General features: G+C 68.8%; 13 protein-coding genes, 1 tRNA gene and 1 pseudogene. 6 read left to right on the top strand and 9 right to left on the bottom strand.

Annotated elements, in window-relative coordinates:
* Positions 1–3: 3 nt before the first annotated feature.
* The 6 genes from ABD333_RS18690 to ABD333_RS18665 all read right to left on the bottom strand — a co-directional run bounded on the left by ABD333_RS18690 (position 4) and on the right by ABD333_RS18665 (position 6,148).
* A complete protein-coding gene (locus tag ABD333_RS18690) occupies positions 4–1,815 on the bottom strand; it encodes a fatty acyl-AMP ligase (RefSeq protein WP_344542516.1) in 1,812 nt (603 codons plus the stop codon).
* 6 nt (positions 1,816–1,821) lie between these two features.
* Positions 1,822–3,606 (bottom strand): acyl-CoA dehydrogenase family protein, encoded by a 1,785-nt coding sequence (locus tag ABD333_RS18685; RefSeq protein ID WP_344542514.1) that lies wholly within the window; start codon positions 3,604–3,606, stop codon positions 1,822–1,824.
* Between the two features lie 27 nt (positions 3,607–3,633).
* On the bottom strand, positions 3,634–4,053 hold the full coding sequence (locus tag ABD333_RS18680; protein WP_344542512.1) for a nuclear transport factor 2 family protein: 420 nt from the start codon (positions 4,051–4,053) through the stop codon (positions 3,634–3,636).
* A gap of 233 nt (positions 4,054–4,286) precedes the next feature.
* Positions 4,287–5,090, bottom strand: a complete 804-nt coding sequence (locus ABD333_RS18675) for an SGNH/GDSL hydrolase family protein (protein WP_344542510.1) — start codon at positions 5,088–5,090, stop codon at positions 4,287–4,289.
* Between the two features lie 168 nt (positions 5,091–5,258).
* Entirely contained in the window at positions 5,259–5,891 is a 633-nt protein-coding gene (locus ABD333_RS18670; RefSeq protein ID WP_344542509.1) for an SGNH/GDSL hydrolase family protein, read from the bottom strand.
* Positions 5,888–6,148, bottom strand: a complete 261-nt coding sequence (locus ABD333_RS18665) for an acyl carrier protein (RefSeq protein WP_344542507.1) — start codon at positions 6,146–6,148, stop codon at positions 5,888–5,890. Before ABD333_RS18665 ends, ABD333_RS18670 begins: the two co-directional genes overlap by 4 nt.
* Positions 6,149–6,702: 554 nt before the next feature.
* Here ABD333_RS18665 and ABD333_RS18660 point away from each other — a divergent pair.
* Positions 6,703–7,797 (top strand): glycoside hydrolase family 113, encoded by a 1,095-nt coding sequence (locus tag ABD333_RS18660; RefSeq protein ID WP_344542505.1) that lies wholly within the window; start codon positions 6,703–6,705, stop codon positions 7,795–7,797.
* Between the two features lie 238 nt (positions 7,798–8,035).
* Here the strand turns inward: ABD333_RS18660 and ABD333_RS18655 are convergent, their stop codons facing one another.
* Positions 8,036–9,853, bottom strand: a complete 1,818-nt coding sequence (locus ABD333_RS18655) for a DUF2334 domain-containing protein (RefSeq protein WP_344542503.1) — start codon at positions 9,851–9,853, stop codon at positions 8,036–8,038.
* Between the two features lie 611 nt (positions 9,854–10,464).
* Between ABD333_RS18655 and ABD333_RS18650 the strand changes: the two genes are divergently transcribed.
* The 4 genes from ABD333_RS18650 to ABD333_RS18635 all read left to right on the top strand — a co-directional run bounded on the left by ABD333_RS18650 (position 10,465) and on the right by ABD333_RS18635 (position 13,750).
* Positions 10,465–11,703, top strand: coding sequence for a glycosyltransferase family 2 protein (locus tag ABD333_RS18650; protein WP_344542501.1), 1,239 nt, complete (start codon positions 10,465–10,467; stop codon positions 11,701–11,703).
* Positions 11,606–12,961 carry a non-hydrolyzing UDP-N-acetylglucosamine 2-epimerase gene (wecB, locus tag ABD333_RS18645; protein ID WP_425546920.1) on the top strand — a complete coding sequence of 452 codons (1,356 nt, stop codon included), beginning with the start codon at positions 11,606–11,608 and terminating at the stop codon, positions 12,959–12,961. The genes ABD333_RS18650 and wecB overlap by 98 nt, the downstream gene beginning before the upstream one ends.
* A 6-nt stretch (positions 12,962–12,967) precedes the next feature.
* Complete coding sequence (locus tag ABD333_RS18640) at positions 12,968–13,615, top strand: 3-keto-alpha-glucoside-1,2-lyase-like domain-containing protein (RefSeq protein WP_344542498.1); 648 nt, start codon at positions 12,968–12,970, stop codon at positions 13,613–13,615.
* Positions 13,616–13,676: 61 nt separating this feature from the next.
* Positions 13,677–13,750 (top strand) — tRNA-Gly (locus tag ABD333_RS18635).
* Between the two features lie 1,844 nt (positions 13,751–15,594).
* On the opposite strand, the pseudogene ABD333_RS47535 reads toward ABD333_RS18635, so the two are convergent.
* A pseudogene (locus ABD333_RS47535) lies at positions 15,595–16,122 on the bottom strand (transposase family protein); the annotation flags it as partial.
* Between ABD333_RS47535 and ABD333_RS18625 the strand changes: the two are divergent.
* Positions 16,123–16,812 (top strand): zinc-binding dehydrogenase, encoded by a 690-nt coding sequence (locus ABD333_RS18625; RefSeq protein ID WP_344542494.1) that lies wholly within the window; start codon positions 16,123–16,125, stop codon positions 16,810–16,812.
* A gap of 162 nt (positions 16,813–16,974) precedes the next feature.
* On the opposite strand, the gene ABD333_RS18620 is transcribed toward ABD333_RS18625, so the two are convergent.
* Positions 16,975–17,772 (bottom strand): patatin-like phospholipase family protein, encoded by a 798-nt coding sequence (locus tag ABD333_RS18620; RefSeq protein ID WP_344542492.1) that lies wholly within the window; start codon positions 17,770–17,772, stop codon positions 16,975–16,977.
* Between the last annotated feature and the right edge of the window lie 190 nt (positions 17,773–17,962).

The following is a 17,962-nucleotide window of genomic DNA, read 5'->3' as shown; positions in this document are numbered from 1 at the left end:
TACCTAGTCTCGTTTTTGACTAATTTGTTTTGACACAACTGGTTGAAGATCGGTTGCGAGCTGAGTGATCTTCCCGTTCAGCAGGGCCTGCCGAGTCAGCCCACGCTGTATCTTTCCGCTGGTCGTACGGCGAACCGCGCCCCGTCCGGCGAAGACGACGCTGAGTGCCGGCAGGTCGAACGCGCGGGCCACCCGCGTCTTGGTGCGGGCCGCCAACTCGCTGAGCGGCGTCTCTCCGGCCGCCGGGGCGCCCACTTCCTGCACGATGACGACCTGTTCCGTACCGGTGTCGATCGAGAACGCGGCGCTGGTGCGCGCCTTGGGATTGGCCGACTGGGCCGCCTCCTCCAGATCGTGGGCGTGGATGTTGCGCCCGTTGACGATGATCAGATCCTTGATCCGCCCGGTCACGTACAGCTCCCCGTCCAGGACGAACCCGAGGTCCCCCGTACGCAGGTACGGCCCGGCGCCGTCCGCGGTGAACGCGTGGAACGTCTCCCGCGTCTGCGAGGGCCTGCGCCAGTACCCCTTGGCGACGCTGCCGCCGCGCACCCAGATCTCCCCCACATGCCCCGCCGGCCGCACGACCCGGCTCTCCGGCTCCACGATCCGCACGTCCAGCGTGACCGCACTCCCATTGCCGACCAGCCGGCGGGTGGCCCGTTCACCGGGGTGTCCTGTGGCCAGCGGATCGTCGAGCGGGATCGCCAGGTCGTGCGTCAGGGCGTCGGCGTCGAAATCGCGGACGACGGCACCCTTGCCGAACGAGGCGCCGGTGATGAGGAGCGTCGTTTCGGCCATGCCGTAGCAGGGCATCCAGACGTCCGGCCGGAACCCGACGGGGCCGAACCGTTCGACCATCCGCCGCAGCGTCGCGGGGCGGACCGGCTCCGCGCCGTTCTTGGCCGTCCGCAGTGAGCTGAGGTCGAGGCCCTCCAGTTGCCGGTCGGTGACGCGGCGCAGGCACAGCTCGTAGCCGAAGTTGGGCGCCAGCATGATCGTCGCGCGGTGGCGGGTGATGAGCTCCAGCCACAGGACGGGCCGCTTGACGAACGTGATCGGCGACGTGAACACGTACCGGCAGCCGAGGTAGAGCGGCTGCAGGAACTGACCGAGCAGGCCCATGTCGTGGTAGTGCGGCACCCAGCCCGTGCCGACCGTGTCGGGACGGCCGTGGATGCGGCGCTTGATCTCTTCGGCGTTGTGGAGCAGGTTGCCGTGGGAGACCATCACACCCTTGGGCTCGCTGGTCGACCCCGACGTGTACTGCAGGAACGCGAGGGTGTCAGGGCCGATGTCCGGCATCGACCAGTCGCCGGGGTCGGCGCCCACGCCGGTCTCGGTGTCCAGGCACCCGACCTCGCCGGCCAGGCCCGCGTCGGCGAGCCACTTCTCCAGAATGCCGCGGTGCGCCCGGTCGGTGAGGATCCAGCGGATGTCGGCGTCCGCGATGATCCGCCGAGTGCGCCCCGACCGGCCCGCGTCGAGCTCGGGCAGCGGTGCCGGAACGGCGAGGACGCGGGCGTACAGGCAGCCCACGAACGCCGACACGAACTCCAGTCCCTCCGGATAGAGCAGCATGACCGCGCGGTCCTGGAGGTCGTACCCCTGCAGGCGCGCGGCCAGGGTGCGGGCGCGGCGGTCGAGATCGGCGAAGCCCAGCTCGGTTTCCCGGTACGTCCTGCCGGGCCCGCGTTCCTCGCTGACGAACGTGAAGTAGCGCTGGTCACCGTAGGACGCCACGTTCTCCCGCACGACCGACACGAATCCACCGCCCTGTCCCTCGCCCCGGGCGAGGCCGTCGCGTGACCGCACGGCGGATCACACCCCGGCCCGCGGGTCGGGCCCGTCCTCGGCGGCCAGCGAGAGCAGCGAGAACCAGCGGCGCTCGCCGAACCCCTTGAACATCGCGGCCTCGATCGCGGGCAGATGGTCCTCGGTCAGCGCGGTGTCGGGCTGGACGCGTTGCAGGAGTCGCTGCAGGCAGAGCACGAGCCATCCCCCGCCGGCGAACGCGCCGCCGAAGTCGTCGCGGTTGTGCAGCCAGGTCAGCATGCACGAGACCATCGCGTGGAGCTCGCAGTACCGCCGCGCCCGGCCCAGCGCCGCCACCGAGGTGGTGTCGCCCGGCGCCTCCCGGACGCCCGCGCACAGGTCGGCGCGCAGGTCGGTGATGCGGGACATGAGGTCGGCGAGGTCGTCCGCGACGCCGGGCGCCGCGTGGGCCTTGGCCTCGGTACGGACCTCGTAGGCGGTCGCCTCGAACCGTTGCCCGATCTCGTCCAGGCCCTCGTTCGTGAGCTGGAGCAGCCGGCCGTCGGGGCGCCAGGCGGGCGGGGTGCGCGTCCAGCGGAAGAGGTCGGCGAGCAGGACGTCCTCGTCGCCCGTCACCTCGGGGGAGGTGACGAGATACGGCAGTTGCGCGGCGACGTTCGCCAGGTTGACGTGCGTGGTGCCCTCGAAGATGCTCGCGATCGCGTGGTCGCGCTGGAGCTTCTGGAAGACGCCGTGGGCCACGCCCTCCCGCAGGTAGCCGCGGGCGGCCAGGACCGTGCCAATGCTGGCGACGACCTCCTCCCCCAAGATAGGGACGAAGTATTTGACGATGGACGACCACAGGCTGAGCCGTCCCGGCGCGACGGTGAGGCTGCGGGTCACCGGGATCGCGACGCATTCGGCGATCAGCAGATCGAGATGCGCCTTGACGAGGTGGTCGCGGATCACGGGGATCTGGTAGATGTCGGCGCCGTAGAGCGTGCGCCTGCGCGCGTACTCCATCCCGATCCGTGCCACCGCGTCGATCGTGCCGACCGACAGCGCCGCGATCGCCGTCCGCGTGATCTGCAGCGTCTTCAGGGTCTGGACGAGGCCGGAGCCCCGCCGCCCGATGACCCGGTCGGCCGGCAGCCGCGCGCCGGTGAACACGATGCCGCTGAGGTCGTGCCCGCGCAGCCCCACCGTCCTGACCGGCGGGAGCACCGACCAGGTCGCCGGATCGAGCGTCTGCTTGTCGACCAGGATGAGCGAGAAGTCCCGCGAGCCCGTCCGCGCGTACGTGGTGACGAAGCGCCCGCGGGTGGCGTTGCCGACCGGCCACTTGGTGCCGGACAGGACCAGCTCGTCCTCGCGCGGCTCGGCTTCGGCCTCGCACGCCATCACGTCGCTGCCATGGTCGGCCTCGGAGACCCCGAAGCAGGCGAGGGCACCGTCGAGGACGCCTTCGGCGACGGTCCGCTGCTGGCGTTCGTTACCCCAGAGCCACACGGGGTTCACCGCCAGCAGCCCCGATCCGTACATCACCGCGAGCGTGACGCTGCGCCGCGAGATGCCGCGGGTGACGAAGAACAACTCCTCCAGCGTCGCCAGGCGCCCGCCGAGATGGCACGGCACCAGGTACGCGGGGAATCCCCAGTCTCGGACCGCCTCGACCGCGCCGGGCGGCAGTTCGTCGTGCTCTTCGGCCGCCACGATGGCCTGGTAGGAGAACGGGGCGGCACCGTCGTCCATGGGATCACCGAGGTAGGCGTCCAGATCGGCGGCGATCCGGTGCGCCGGGCTCAGCGCCGCGCGACTCGGCACCGCGCGGGCGGGGACCTGGCTGTCCATCTTTCGACTCCCTCTTACTGGTCTGGGTCAGGCGGATTCGTTCGCTTCCATCCGCCTTCCGACGAGCCGCGCGAGTGTCATCGCCGCGGGCAGAGGCCGGACCATGACGGTCAGGCCGGTGACGAGTCCGGCGTCGTTGAACCTGATCAGGTCGAGCCCCTGCACGTGCTTGCCCATGACCCGGGCGCTGAAGATCAGCGCCTGGGCCGGCGGGCCGCCTGGCGGGTCCGACCGGCCGGCCGGGGCGGAACCCACCAGTTCGTCGGTGTAGTGAAAGTCCTCGAAGACCTCGAGGAGAACCCGGAGCAGCGCGGTGACCGCGTCCCGGCCCTGGTACGGCTTCACCATCACCGGGCTGTGGAACTCGATGGCCGGGTCCAGCGTCCCGGTGATCGCGGCGAGGTCCTTGGACTCCACCGCGGCACGGAATGTTCCAGGAACGGTCACGTCCGCTGCTCCTTTGCGTGAAGCGACACCGTTCAGGCGTGCCGGCACCGGCCAAACGGCACCGGCACACATCAGAGCGCCCCCTCCAAGCCCCACGCGCGCCCCCAGCCACCACCGTCCAGCCGGTGTTGCGGTTGGGGTTGTGCGTTGTTGGTGGGCGTGCGCTTGTCGGGGGGTGCGCCGGCAGACGCGCCGTTTGCCGCGTCGGCTCTGGTCAGCGCATGGTGTGCCGTTCAGAGCGCGGAGCGCGCCGGATGGACGGGGCGGGGCGGCCAGGGTGCGTACGCCGCGGGCGAGGAGATGGCCAGGGCCAGGTCGTGCGCCCAGACGCGGTAGCCGGCCGGTGACGGGTGGAACCCGTCGGAGGCGAAGAGCCGGCGGTCGCGCGCCATGGCCTCGTCCATGGGCACATGGACGGCGCCGTGCTCGTGCGCGACCTCGCGCATGATCCTGTCCATGGCCCGCGCCTGGGCGCCCAGCACCATGCGCAGCGGCTGCGGGATCGCGGGAAACCTGTGAACGGGCGGCATCCCCGCGACGAGCACGGCGGCATGGCGGTATCTGGCGCGCAGGGCGGTGAGGAGCTCGGCCAGGTCGGCGGCCCAGCGTTTCAGGGGGCGGCGCCGGATCAGGTCGTTGATCCCGACGGTGACCACCACGAGGTCCGGGGCCGAGCCGTTCGAGGTCGGTACGAGATCGGTGATGACCCTGCGGACCGTGGCGCCGTTCTTGCCGGTGACCGACCAGGCGACGCTGCGGCGCAGGTGCCGGCGCAGGGCGTCGGCGAGGAAACCGGGCAACGCCTCGGCGTGCGCCGTGGCGCCCACTCCCGCGGCGGTGGACTCACCGATCACGAGGAGGCGGAACGCGGGTTCGGTGCCGGTGGTGACGCCGGTCTCGGCGCCGGTCGCCGGGTCCAGCCGCGGTGTGTTGCGGGCCGTCCGGCGGGCCTGCACGAGCAGGACGGGCGCGAGCGGCAGGAACATCGTCGACTGCGTGATGCGGGTGATGTGGGCGAAGGAGAGTGGTCTCTTCATCTCTTAACCCCAGACGGTGACTGTCCCCCGAGGATCAGGTCGTCCGCTCAGTTCGCCGCACGAATGGATCGTGAACCGGATCGTTCGCTCCGGATCGGTCCCGAAAGGCCGGCCGGGCCGGTCATCGAGTCAGATCGTTTCGCGTGGATCGTCGGGTCGATCATCGGTTCAGATCGTTCGCGCGCTGAGCAGGTCTCTGGCGAGGTCCGCGATCACCTCCGCGACATAGGCGTGCCCTTTGGAATTAAGGTGGATTCCATCTGGACTCCAGAGGGACGCATGGTCGACTCTGGGTACCGCTTCCGGCGGGAGAAATGTCATCCCGCAGGCCTTCGCACTCCGGTTGAGCGCCGCGTTGAACTCGTGAATTCTTTGCAGCACCCGTTTCTTTCGGAAGTCGGACATGAGCCCGCGGTAGAGCAACGGCGGGTGCGGCACGGGGGCGGCGATGGCCGCCGCGCCCTGGCTCGCCGACCACGTGAAGACCTCTTCGAGACGGTCGGCGACGTCGGCGTTCTGGAACCCGTTGAGCGCGTCGTTCATGCCACAGTTGATCACCACCAGGCCGGGCCGCAGGTGCCCGACGGCGGGCAGCTGATCTCGCACCACGTCCGCGATGGTCGCGCCGGGCCGCGCCGCGTTCGCGATGTGCCCGCGGGGCATGTCCAGGTGACCCGCGAGGCGGCCGGCCCATCCGATCCAGCCGCCGGCCGGGTCCGGGTCGTGCTGCCCCTCGGCGACGCTGTCGCCGAAGACCACCAGGTGGCGGCGGGCGGTGTAGTCGTCCGGCCAGCCGTTCATCGGCCGACGAGGTCGAGCAGGTAGCCGGTCAGCGAGTCGACCGTCTCCCGGCGGCGCGCCTCGTCCAGGTCGACCTCCACCTGGAGGTGGTCCTCGATGTCGCTGATGATGCTGATGGCGTAGACGGAGTCGACGCCGTAGCGCGCCAGCTCGACCGCGGGGTCGATGCTTTCGGCCGGCTTGTCGAGGTAGAAAGCGATCCTGTCAATGAGCCACGTTTGTAGCTCGCCGTTGGATATTGTTGTCGCGTTGCCCACAGCGTTCCTCCTTTACCGGGACGAGCTATGAATCGATCGCGGTGGCCACCGGAGGACGAGCACAACGCAACATACAGCCAAACCAATGCCGCGTACACTCCCTCATGTTGACTATCTGAAACAGCTCTTCTGGCGTCTTGTAAATCGATCCGTCACCGCCGGAATAAAGGGCAGCGAAATAATCCGCGCCGCCAGTTCCAATACCTGGCTTGGATCGGGCACAGTCAGCTACGAACCTGGCTAGTCTCGGCCACAGTCAGCTACGGACCCTCGCCTCGGGCCGAAGACCGCGCTGCGCGCCGGTGAGCCGTGCCACCCCCTGGACCAGCGACGACCCGGGATCGAGGCGTCCCGGCCGAGCGACCGGAGCGGAACGGTAGGGCCCCAAACGGCGCACCCCTGTGGGGGTATTTGGGACACGGTCGGCCACGCTAGTGGCGGCTACTCCCCGTACCACCGGCCGTCCCGACAGTCACTGCCGCCCCGGTCCATGGCCGGATCGGGTCGGGAAAGTCTTACGTCGAAGCCATATCAAAGGTGGTGCAATAGGGCGGATGGCGGACAGAGAACGCGGCCGGCTCACCGGTCTCTTGATCATCCTGGGGATCGTCGCGGCGTGCTCGGCGTCCGGTGGCGGTTCCGGTAAAAGATCACACGAACCCGGTTCCCGTCAGACGGGCGGCACGGACGTGGGCGGCGGCACGCACGTGGGCGGCGGCGAACGGCGCGGCATCGCCCTGCCCTCCTGGAACACCGACGACTACGCGAGCCCCGCCGCGCGTTCCTACGTCGAGGCGATCGCGGCGACCGGAGCGCGCTGGATCCAGCTCAATCCGACGTGGTACCAGGATTCGCCGAAGGCGGCCGACCTGCGCGCGACGGAGGAGACGGCCAGTGACGCGAGCCTGCGGCACATCATCGGACTCGCGCGGCGGGCCGGGCTCAAGGTGCTGCTGAAACCGCACGTCAACCTCCCCGGCGACCAAGACCGTTCGGCGATCCGGCCACGAAGGCACGACCGCGCCCGCTGGTACGCCGCGTACACCCGGTTCGTCGTGCACTACGCCGACCTGGCGCGCGAGACCGGCGTGGCCGAGCTGGCGGTCGGCACCGAGCTCGCCGGGATGTCGGGTGACCGTTCCGGCTGGCTGGCCGTGGTGCGGTCGGTGCGGGCCCGCTTCCACGGGCCGCTGGTCTACGCGGCGAACTACGACGAGTTCGAGGACGTCGCGTTCTGGGACGCCGTCGACCTGATCGGCATCGACGCGTACTGGCCGCTGGCGCCACGTCCCACCACCGACGTCGCCGCACTGCGCCGGGCCTGGTCGCCGATCCTGGACAAGGTGGGACGATTCGCAGCCGAACGGCAGCGGCCCGTCCTGTTCACCGAGGCCGGATACGTGAGCCAGCGCGGAACGACGACCGAGCCGTACGCGTGGGAGCTCAGCGCCACCAACGGCAACGCCGAGCAGGCGGCAGCCTACGAGGCCCTGCTCGCCAGCTGTGCAGGACGGCGGTGGTGGGCGGGCGTTCACTGGTGGATGTGGGACGACTGGCCGGACGCCGCCGAGACACCCCCGCACCTCGCGTACAGCCCCCACGGCAAGCCCGCCGAACAAGTCCTACGCCGCTGGTGGCGCCCAAAGTAGACCTGAGCGCAACGCCGTGTGGGCTGCCGGCACGGCAGCATGGGCTGGTGGCGCAGCCGCGTGGGCCGGTAACGCAACCACGCGGGGCCGGTAACGCAACCACGCGGGGCCGGTAACGCAACCACGCGGGGCCGGTAACGCAACCACGCGGGCTAGCGAAGCGCGCAGGTGCGGCGGGTGGTGGCGCAGCGGCGGGGGGTTGTGCCGTTGCGCTGCTGCGCCACCGAGGGTCTGCGGGTTACTGGATCAGGGTTGCGGGGTCGACGAAGGTGTAGCCGAGGTCGCGGATGCCTCGGACGATCTCGCGTAGCGGGGCCACCGGGAAGTACGGGTGGTAGAAGGTGCTGGCGAAGCCGTCGCGGACCGCCAGGTTGTAGCGTGCCGCTCGGATGATGTCGGCTGGGTACCGGGCTGGGTGGTTGTTCTGTGACACGGGCTCGTAGTTGCCGAGGTTTTCTGGCAGTACGGTCGCGCCGTTGACGTCACGGACGGGGTAGGGGAAGAACTGGCCGATGTAGCGCTGGCCGTCCACTGGTCCGCCGGAGAGCTGACCCGAGAAGAAGAGGCTGCGCTCCAGGCGCGCGGCGTAGTGCTGCTTGATGACGCCGTAGTCCAGGGCTGATGCGGCGTAGTGCGGAGTCGTCCAGATCGTAGGTTCGGGTAGCCCGACCGTTCCGTACGCTGCCTTGCCTGCCGTGAGCCGACCGGCCGCCCAGGTCTCGGAGTCCTCCGGCACCGGGCCGTCAAAGACCACGCGGTCGTCAGCGTTGATGTGGGCCCGGAAGAACTCGAAGTCGTCGCCGGTGACACCGTTGTAGGGGTTGGCCACGTCCTTGTACTGGTGCGTGTAGCCGTGGGCGACGATACGGCCGCCGTTGGCGAGCATGTACTTGAGCGCGGCCACGACGAGCGGCCGTTGCGCCAGGGTGACGTTCTCCGGCACGCCGTCGTTGCCGGCGCCGTTCGGGTCGTTGTAGACCGGGATCACCTGGAAGGCGTACGGAATGCGCTGGCCGGCGAGGTAGCGGGCGATGTTCATCAGCTGGGTGGTATCGCTGTTCGGGCTGATGTCCTCCAGCCGCAGGATCGCGCGGTGCCGGGTGGGCGTGTCCGGCGCGAGCACGTCGAACAGCAGGTCGTGCCAGGCGATGATCCGGTCGGTCTCGTTGACGTAGGAGTACGGGATCTCACCGAGGTAGGTCAGGTTGGACGACCGGAGCGCCCACGGGAACGTCGTGACCGGCGTGGTGCTGGTGTCGTTGGCCACCGCGAGCGTCGTCACGAGGGACGGGTCGGTCACGTACGGGCGCAGCACGCCGTTGTCGCCGCCGTCCGGGACGGTGCGGCTCAGCGGCTGGGTCTTGTAGTCGACCCGCGTGACGTCCCCGATCGGGTCGAAGTAGGAGTTGGTCGGGTCCCAGCCGTACTTGGCCGTGAAGTTCGCGACGCCGATCTTGTTGGCCAGCGTCCAGATGTTGTCGTTGATCCAGACCACCGGCTTGGCGGTGGTGGCGACGTCGCTGTAGAACGCGTCGGGGACGGCGTCGGGGATGCCGCCGCCGTAGTACGTCGAGCCGATGTAGATCGTCGCGGTGTGCTGGTCGACCTGGCCGGCGGTGTACTGCGAGACCGGCTTGGCGGTGACCGCGCCGAAGCGCCCGGCCAGGTTGGCCGTGGCCATCCCGTACAGCTCGCCGAGGAACCCGTAGGGCCCGGCCGTGTCGTACAGGACGAGCGCGGACGTCGCGGCGGCGGTGCGCGCGGACGGGCCGTTCACCCTTGAAGGGATCTTGAGACCGGGGATCGGCTTGGTCGCCCGGGGGTTCGCGCGCCGTTGCTTGTCGGCTCTGACCTGCTGCTTGGCCCACTCCTTGAGCTTGAGCGCGGGCGACGGCGTCCGCGGCAGCGTCTCGGCGTGGCCGCGTCCGCCGGGACCGGCCAGTCCTCGTTCGGCCAGTCCTCGTTCGGCGAGGCCTCCGCCGTCCGCCGCCCCCGCGCCGGAACCGGCCACGATCCCGAACGCGAGGACCGTCATCACGGCCACCAGCAGCGCCATTGCTCTCCGGCTTCGCCATCTCACCCTCATGAAGTGCCCTCCACCTTTGCTGGAACGAGGTAATGAGAAATGTGGCGGCCGTCGCAACAAGACATGAAGTTCGGATTAATCAGAACTTGATCTCTGGCTTGCCGAGCCGTGCCACCAGGTGTTCACTTCCCCCGACTTTGCAAGGACTTTACTTCGGGATACGGTGCCTTCGGAACAGCAGAGGAGCCCGGATTCCGAGCGACCTGGGGAAGTCCTGCAACGGACGTAGGCGGCCTACGAGCTTTGTGGGTTTCCAGCTCGAATGACGGGCAGATGAAACGGGGGATCCGTGCTGTGTACGTCAAGTTGTCTGTCAGCACCTTTCTCATCTTCGCGGGAATCATCACGCCTCCCGCGGCCACACCCGCGGCCAGGGTCGCGCGCATTCTCCTCCAGGTGACGGGAGTGGGATTCGGCGTCTACTGCGTGGCCGCAATCGGCCTTTTCCTCGTCGGTGTGTGCGTTCGGGTGCGGGGGCGCCCGACCGGCGTCGCAGCGGACCGCCCGGCTGCGGAGGAAGGCCCATGACGGGACGCGGAGGAGCCATCGCAAGCTCTCTGGCCAGCGGTTTTGATCCGGCGATGACCGGGCGGATCGCGGTGGCGGGCAGTCTGGCGATCATCGTTCTGGCCGTCTCGTACAACAGCGGGATGTTCGCGTTGTCGCGCCGTCCCACCGGAAGGACCGTCGCCGCGGCCGGTTCACGCACTTATGTTTTCCTGCTCGCCTGTCTCAACGAAGAAAAGGTGATCAGCGAAAGCCTGGCGCGGATTATCCGGCTTCCCCTGGACGACATGCTCGTTCTGGTGGTGGACGACGCGTCCGACGACGGAACGGCGGCCGCCGTCCGCAATCTCACATCACCACGCGTCCAGCTGTACCGGCGCGAATTTCCGGACGCCCGGAAGGGAAAGGGGGCCGCGCTCAATGCCGGGCTGCGCTGGCTGCGCGAATCGGAGCTGCTCAACGGCAAAAATCCGAATGATATCATCGTCTGCGTCGTGGACGCCGACGGCCGGCTCGACGGTCACGCGGTAGAGCAGGTCGACCCCTTTTTCGATGATCCGAAGATAGGTGCCGTGCAGGTCGGCGTGCGCATGTACAATCGCCGCCTGCGCCTGCTGGCCCGCCTCCAGGACATGGAATTCGTCGTCTACGGCGAGATATTCCAGAACGCGCGGCGCCATCTCGGCAGCGTCGGGATGGGCGGGAACGGCCAGTTCATGCGGCTCGCCGCGCTGGAGTCACTGCCGGGCGAGCCGTGGAGCGACTGCCTCACCGAGGATCTCGACCTGGGCGTACGCCTGCTCGCCGCGGGCTGGATCAACGGCTTCTGCCCCACGGCCGCCGTTCACCAGCAGGCCGTGCTCACGCTCGGCCGGCTGCTCCGGCAGCGGTCGCGCTGGTTCCAGGGGCATCTGCAGGCGTTCCGGCTGGTACCGCTGATCCTGCGGCAGATCCCGGCGCGGTCGGCGGTCGACCTGATCTACCACCTGTCCAGCCCGGCGCTGCTGCTGCTCACCTCGCTGCTGCCGATCGCGTTCATGATCATGCTCGGGGACACGGTGGTCGCGTCGGTCCAGTCCGGGCACAGCCTGCTCTCGCCCTGGTGGCTGCCCTGGTTCTACCTGATGACGTTCAGCATGGCCGCGGCCTACGCGTTCGTCTACCGCAAGCGTGAACCCGTGAGCTGGGCCTTCGCCCTGCTACTCGGCCACGTCTATGTGGTCTACGGCTACATCTGGTTCATCTCCGGCTGGTGGGCCCTGGCCCGTGCCCTCACCGGCAAGCACACCTGGCTCAAGACCGCACGGACTTGAGCGAACGCTCCCCCGGCGCGGCGCCGACCGGCGCCGCGCCCGACCCTGCGGTCCTCGCGCTTCCCGCCGCCCCTGTCGAAGAGGAGCCACCATGTCCATGCCCGACCCTGCCCTGAACGTGCTCGCCGACGGCCCGATCCGGGCGATGGTCGTCCTCGGCACCCGGCCCGAGGCGATCAAGCTGGCCCCGGTCGTGCGCGCGATGAACGCCTCCCCCGCGTTCGATCCGATCATCGTGAACAGCGGGCAGCACCGCGAGATGCTCCTGCCCATGCTCCGCACGCTCGGCATCGCCGCGGGCACCGACCTCGCCGTCATGCGGGACCGCCAGCGCCTGTCCGAGCTGACCGGCCGCCTGGTGAACGCGCTCGACGCGGTCATCGCCGACCGGCGGCCCGACGTGGTGATCGTCCAGGGCGACACCACCACGGCGCTGTGCGGCGCGCTGGCCGCCTCGTACGAGCGCGTCCCCGTCGCCCACGTCGAGGCGGGACTGCGCACCGGCAACCTCGCCAACCCGTTCCCCGAGGAGCTCAACCGCCAGCTGATCGGCCGCATCGCCCGCTGGCACTTCACCCCCACCGCCCGCGCCGCGGCCCACCTGCGCGCCGAGAACGTACCGGACCGCAACATCATCACCACGGGCAACACCGTCATCGACAACCTGCACTGGATGCTCGCCCAGGACGAGGGCAAGCCCGCCTTCCGCACCGACCTGCGCCGCGTCCTGGTGACCCTGCACCGCCGCGAGAGCCAGGGCGCCGGCATGCGCGAGCTGGCCGGCGTCCTGCGGCGGCTCGCCGACCGGGGCGACTGCGAGGTGCTCCTGCCGCTCCACAAGAGCCCCGCCGTCCGCGAATCCCTCGTTCCGACCCTTAAGGACCACCCCGCCATCACGATCTGCGAGCCTCTCGACTACCCCGACTTCGCCGCGACCCTGGCGGCCTGCGATCTGGTTTTGACAGACTCGGGCGGTGTCCAAGAGGAGGCCCCCAGTCTGGGCAAGCCCGTGCTTGTCCTGCGCGCCACCACAGAACGTCCCGAAGCGGTCGAAGCGGGCGTCGCCCGCCTCGTCGGCACCGAACCGGCCCACGTCCTGGCCGCGGCCACCCGTCTCCTCGACGACCCCGCCGAACGAGCCGGCATGGCGAGGGCCGTCAACCCGTTCGGCGACGGCAAAGCCTCCAACCGCATCGTCACGACCCTCGTCCGTGACTGCCTGCGACCGGATGCCCTTTTTGTCCCGGCATTCGACTGAGGCCGCATGAGGGGCCGCCGCTGGCTCCTCGCCCTCGCGCTGATGGGCGCCCTCGCCGCCGCGGCCGTCGTCGTCGTGCCCGACTACGGCAAGACGGAGTTCGTGCAGTGGCGCGACGACACGGTCCACGGCCCGTGGCGCGCCGTCTACGACGGCCACGGCCGCAACGGCATCCGCGACGGCGTGATCACCATGCGCCCCCAGCCCGCGACGGTCCCCACCGAGACCCACGCCGGCCTGATCGTCTCGTTGACCACCTACCAGAACGTCAGCCTCCGCCTGCGCGCCCGCACCGTGGCCCAACTGCGGAACGTCCGCCCCAACCCCTGGGAATCCGCCTGGGTCATCTGGCACTACACCGACGACCACCACTTCTACTATCTGGCGCTCAAGCCCAACGGCTGGGAACTGGGCAAACGCGACCCCGCCTATCCCGGCGGCCAGCGCTTCCTGGCGACCGGAATGCCGAAGTTCTCCCTCAAACGCTGGTACGACATCCGCGTCGACCAGAAGGGCCCCACCATGACCGTCCGCACCGGCGACCGGACCCTGACGACCTTCACCGACACCGAACGCCCCTACACCAGGGGCTCAGTAGGCCTCTACACCGAAGACGCCGAGGTCGAGTTCCGCAACATCACCGCCCGCGACTGACGACACAACCACCCCGGAAACCCGGTACGCTACGGCATGGTGATCGGTCCACCCGATCCACGCGGGCGTAGCTCAATGGTAGAGCCCCAGTCTTCCAAACTGGCTACGCGGGTTCGATTCCCGTCGCCCGCTCCAAAAACCCCCAGCTCAGCCCCCTGATCACCCATAGATGATCAGGCCTCAAGATCGTTTGCCATCGGGATCTGAACTGATCAGGTGAACAGCCCGGTGCCTCGATGTCCCTTGGCGGCACTCCGCGGCACCCAGGCCGAACGCCGCCCCAAGTCCGGTCGATCACTCCGATCAGCCCGGAGGGTCGGCTGCCCGCGCCGCTTCCCGGGTCGCGCCGAGCAACTTGAGCATGTCTGCGGTAAACACGCGGTAGCACCGGGTCGCGTCCTAGGAGGCGGCAACGCGCTGACCGCCCGACTCGGCCTGTCGTGTACCAAGAAGGCAGCCAGGAAGTGCGCCCGAGCCCTGTTTCCCAGGTCAGCGCGTTCCGAGAAGACCATGTTCCGGAAGTTCTCACGCCGTGGACTTCCGAGAACGAGGGCCAAGCCATCCCATTCGACCAACTCTGCACTTCCGAGAACAAGGCGGCGTACCTGCTGGCGCTGTCCTTAACGACAGGCCGACTCTCGTTAATCCGTCCACTGCGGGATACCCAACGGGATTTTCCGTTTGGATGCTTGTCATGCCCCAGGGAAACTGGGGAGGGCCGTCCGACTGGGTTCACGTATAGACGCGCCGGCAACCGCTATTCTGATCCTCGGCGCCTTTACCTCCCAGAGGCTAGAGCCATTTCCTCTTCCACGGCCCCCAGCATCGGTTCGTAAGAGCGGTTGTGGCGCGACGCCCTTCACGGACCTCGATCCAGGTGCCTGCACCTGCCCGCCTGCCAATCGAGAAGTTCACCACCGCCCCGTAGCGGGTAGCGCTATACCCTACCTTATGGCCGTCGGCGAATTTGATCTGTACGGCCGCCCAGCGGCTGTCGGCCGCAGTGTCCTTGACATATCCCCGAACGTAGGTTTTGGAACCACTTTGCCAAGCGGTTCCCTGAGCATGTGCCCCCGCACATCCAGTCGTGGACCACGAGGCAGCTGCGGATGCGGCCGGCGCAGCGGCCGACGTGATTGGTGCTGGCGGGGCCAGGGCCGTTCTCGAGTTGTCGGCGTGCGCGGGCGAAATGAGCGTGGCGGCGGCCGTCACCACGGCGGGAACGATGATGACCTGATGTGACAAGCGCATGTGACCTCTTCTCTGTGGCTTTCCCGAAAGTGTCCGTTGAGGGGGACATCGGTTGTCGTCGTGCGGGTGGCGAGAACTCCTTCCCTTACTTTTCCTCTTGCTAGTTTTTGGTGTGCGTGCCTGGGGGTTGAGTGGTCACCACAACTGTCAGGAAGCCTGCACGCGGTGGCAAGCCCAGCCCTGTTCGGGAACGTTCACGAATCGCGGATCGTACGACGACGTGGACCTTTCAGAACACCCGGCATGGGTTGCCCCCTTGTGATCGAACTGCGCACCCGACGGGTGCGCATGCTCCTGGGACCGGCCTGCCGCAGTCGAGTGGCCGCCGAGATCCAGGCGCCTGTATTCGCGGCCGACGGCTGAAAGCCGGACAGAACACGCCTCGGATCCGATAGGTGTTGCGCATGAAAGCTATGAGATCCGGCGGCACAGCACATCAAACGAGCGGTTGAATCGCGCTACCGCGATGGGCTGGAAGAAACTCCGGGGCCTGCAACCAGCGCCGTACAGCCGTACAGCAGTGGGTTGAGTCTGAGTGGCGACCGACCGAACGTCATGGGGGCATGCCGGGAGCGAGCACACCCACGAAACACATCGAACCGCCCGGCCCACGGCAGTCACCCGACGAGAAGGTCGACCCGTACCCGCGCGGTCAGCTGGACGAGTGATTCCTAGTGGTCGTAGGCGATCAGCGAGCGGGTGACCGGTTGGCGGGCGCGGTGGTTATGTCAGGTGGCCGCCGTCATGGCCGGGGTGCGTTGGGCGACCCGGACGGCCACACCCGGGAAGGTGCGGCCGCCGTGGCGTTCCAGGTCGAGTCGGCCTTTGAGTGTGTCGTGGACCGGCTCGATCAGCTGGCGGACCGGTTTACGCAGTGATGTACCCCGCCTCTCGTGGAGTCACATTGGTTGACTTGCGTGCCATGGACCCCACGAGGAGAGGTCGGCATGCCAGGCAGGGGCTGGCTCGGTAAGCCTTGGTCGGCGATCAGCAACAGGTCTGGCCGGTCGGACGCCAGGTCGGGTTCGACCTCCAGCATCGCCTCCACCACCCCGCGTTCGTCCATCTTGGGGCTGGCCAGCGCCCAGCAGATCGGCATCCCGGCTGAGGTGCAGATCAGATACAGCCGTCACCCCCAAAACCAGCGGGAGTGAGAACGGCAGTAGCCGTAGCTCCCCCGGCCGGCCATGTCCGACCACTGGGTGGTGAGGTGGGAGCGGCCACACTCGACCGGGGGTGGAGTCGGCGATCCAGACGTGGCCGACGTCGAGGACGGCGGGTACGCCGAGCGTGTCACCACCGAGGTGGAGAACCTGATCCCGGTGCCGGACGGGGTGGGGACGCGTGAGGCGCTGGCGTTGCTGCACGATGGCGCCGGCGCGTTGATGGTCTTCGATCGGGCCGGGGTGCGGCCCGGCGCGACCGTGCTCGTGCAGCCGGCGGCCGGTGGTCTCGGCAGCGGGCTGGTGCAGCTGGCCGGCGCCGCCGGAGCCCGTGTCATCGGCGCCGCGCGGGGCGCGCGCAAACTTCAGGTCGTCGAAGGGCTCGGCGCCGACCTGGTGGTCGACTACAGCGCGCCCGGCTGGATCGACCAGGTCGGCGGCGTGGACGTGGTCTTCGACGGGGTCGGCGGGGATCTGGGCCGGGCTGTGTTCGACCTGGTGCGCTCCGGGGGCACCTACTCCAATTATGGGTTCGCCGGTGGGGGATTCACCGAGATCGACCGGGACGAGGCGGCGCGCCGTGAGGTGACCGTGATCGGAATGGAGCAGCTCGTCGAAGGCCGGCCGCACCGCAGGGCCTGGGCACGCAGAGTGCTGGAGGAAGCGGCAGCCGGCCGGATCCACCCGGTCATCGGCCAGACCTATCCTCTGGAACAGGCTGCCGAAGGACACGCCGCCCTGGAGAACCGCGACACCATCGGCAAGACCCTCCTGCTGACCTGACCCCGCCGCGTCGCTCGCGTGTGACGATCTGGGGCTGTTCGACCGCGAGGGCTGCAGCGCTGAACGGCTGGGCATGCTAATCGGCCGACGCGGAGAAGGATGTCGCTGATGGCCGGGTAGATCACAGAGTGGGAGCGCATCGGTCCGGTTTGGTGATGGCGGTCAGGTCCAACGCTGGGGCAGGAGTGATCTGATGCGGTCGGCGATGTCGGTGGACTGGCGCTGCCCGGCCTTGTGGACCTGGGCCCATCGGCTCCGATCGGCCAGGTCTGGTCCGAACGCCTCCAGCGCGGCCGGGTCCGGTGTGACCCGCACGTCCGCCTCGATCGGCGCGGCCGGGAACAGGTGCCCGATCGGCTCGATGAGGATCAGCGTGCCCGCACCGTCGGCGAGGTGGACGTTGGAACCTGCTCCGAGCCCGCCGTCCATGTAGCGCCGCCCGCCGATGGTGATCGGCGCGGCGTAGCCGGGTGCGGCGCTGCTGGAGGCGACGGCGGCGTGCAGCGGCACACCGCTGTCTCGATTCCAGACCACCGGCTCGCCGCTGTCGGTGTCCACGGCGGTGACCAGCAGCGGGGTGTCGGGCCAGGTGTGGGTGCCGACCAGGTGCTCCATGGCGGCCAGGTGCCGTTCCTCGGGCAATGCGTCGGCCTCACGGGCGAGCGCACCGACCTGGCGCAGCGCCTCGCGGCGATCCACACCAGGCATGTTGAGGATCTCCAGCACCCGCGGCATGACGGTCAGATCCCCGGCCCGCTCGCCCGGCCGTACCGGAGGCAGATCAACGAGTGCCTCCAGGTCGCGTCCGATGGCCACGGCGGCGCCGGCGATCGCGCCCGCCGAGGTGCCGACAAGCAGGTCCGCGCGCGCCAGGTCCGCGCCCTCGCGACGCAACCCGGCGGCAAGGCCGAGCAACCAAGCGGTGCCGACCGGACCACCGGGGCCAAGAACGACGGCCACATCGGACTCACTGCGAGCAAAGATCACGACCTGACCCTACGAGGCCCGGCCCGCCGGCGGTATCGGACCTTGGACCGACGACCTTCGACCGATCAAGATCGACACGCACCAGACAAACCCGACCCATCAGAGCCACCGCCCAGCGACAGTGACAAACCACCCAACAACCCCAGCAGTCCTCCCAACGCCC

Source organism: Actinomadura fulvescens, assembly GCF_039533225.1.
Taxonomy (GTDB): Bacteria; Actinomycetota; Actinomycetes; order Streptosporangiales; family Streptosporangiaceae; genus Spirillospora; species Spirillospora fulvescens.
Note: the sequence above shows the minus strand (reverse complement) of the source record. Positions and strands in the feature narration are given on the sequence as shown.

Coding starts and splice junctions, on each gene's coding strand:
- ABD333_RS18670 (WP_344542509.1), bottom strand. CDS start 5,891: ATGAACGGCTGGCCGGACGACTACACCGCCCGCCGCCACCTGGTGGTC.
- wecB (WP_425546920.1), top strand. CDS start 11,606: ATGTGGTCTACGGCTACATCTGGTTCATCTCCGGCTGGTGGGCCCTGG.
- ABD333_RS18650 (WP_344542501.1), top strand. CDS start 10,465: ATGACCGGGCGGATCGCGGTGGCGGGCAGTCTGGCGATCATCGTTCTG.
- ABD333_RS18640 (WP_344542498.1), top strand. CDS start 12,968: ATGAGGGGCCGCCGCTGGCTCCTCGCCCTCGCGCTGATGGGCGCCCTC.
- ABD333_RS18675 (WP_344542510.1), bottom strand. CDS start 5,090: ATGAAGAGACCACTCTCCTTCGCCCACATCACCCGCATCACGCAGTCG.
- ABD333_RS18655 (WP_344542503.1), bottom strand. CDS start 9,853: ATGGCGCTGCTGGTGGCCGTGATGACGGTCCTCGCGTTCGGGATCGTG.
- ABD333_RS18660 (WP_344542505.1), top strand. CDS start 6,703: ATGGCGGACAGAGAACGCGGCCGGCTCACCGGTCTCTTGATCATCCTG.
- ABD333_RS18685 (WP_344542514.1), bottom strand. CDS start 3,606: ATGGACAGCCAGGTCCCCGCCCGCGCGGTGCCGAGTCGCGCGGCGCTG.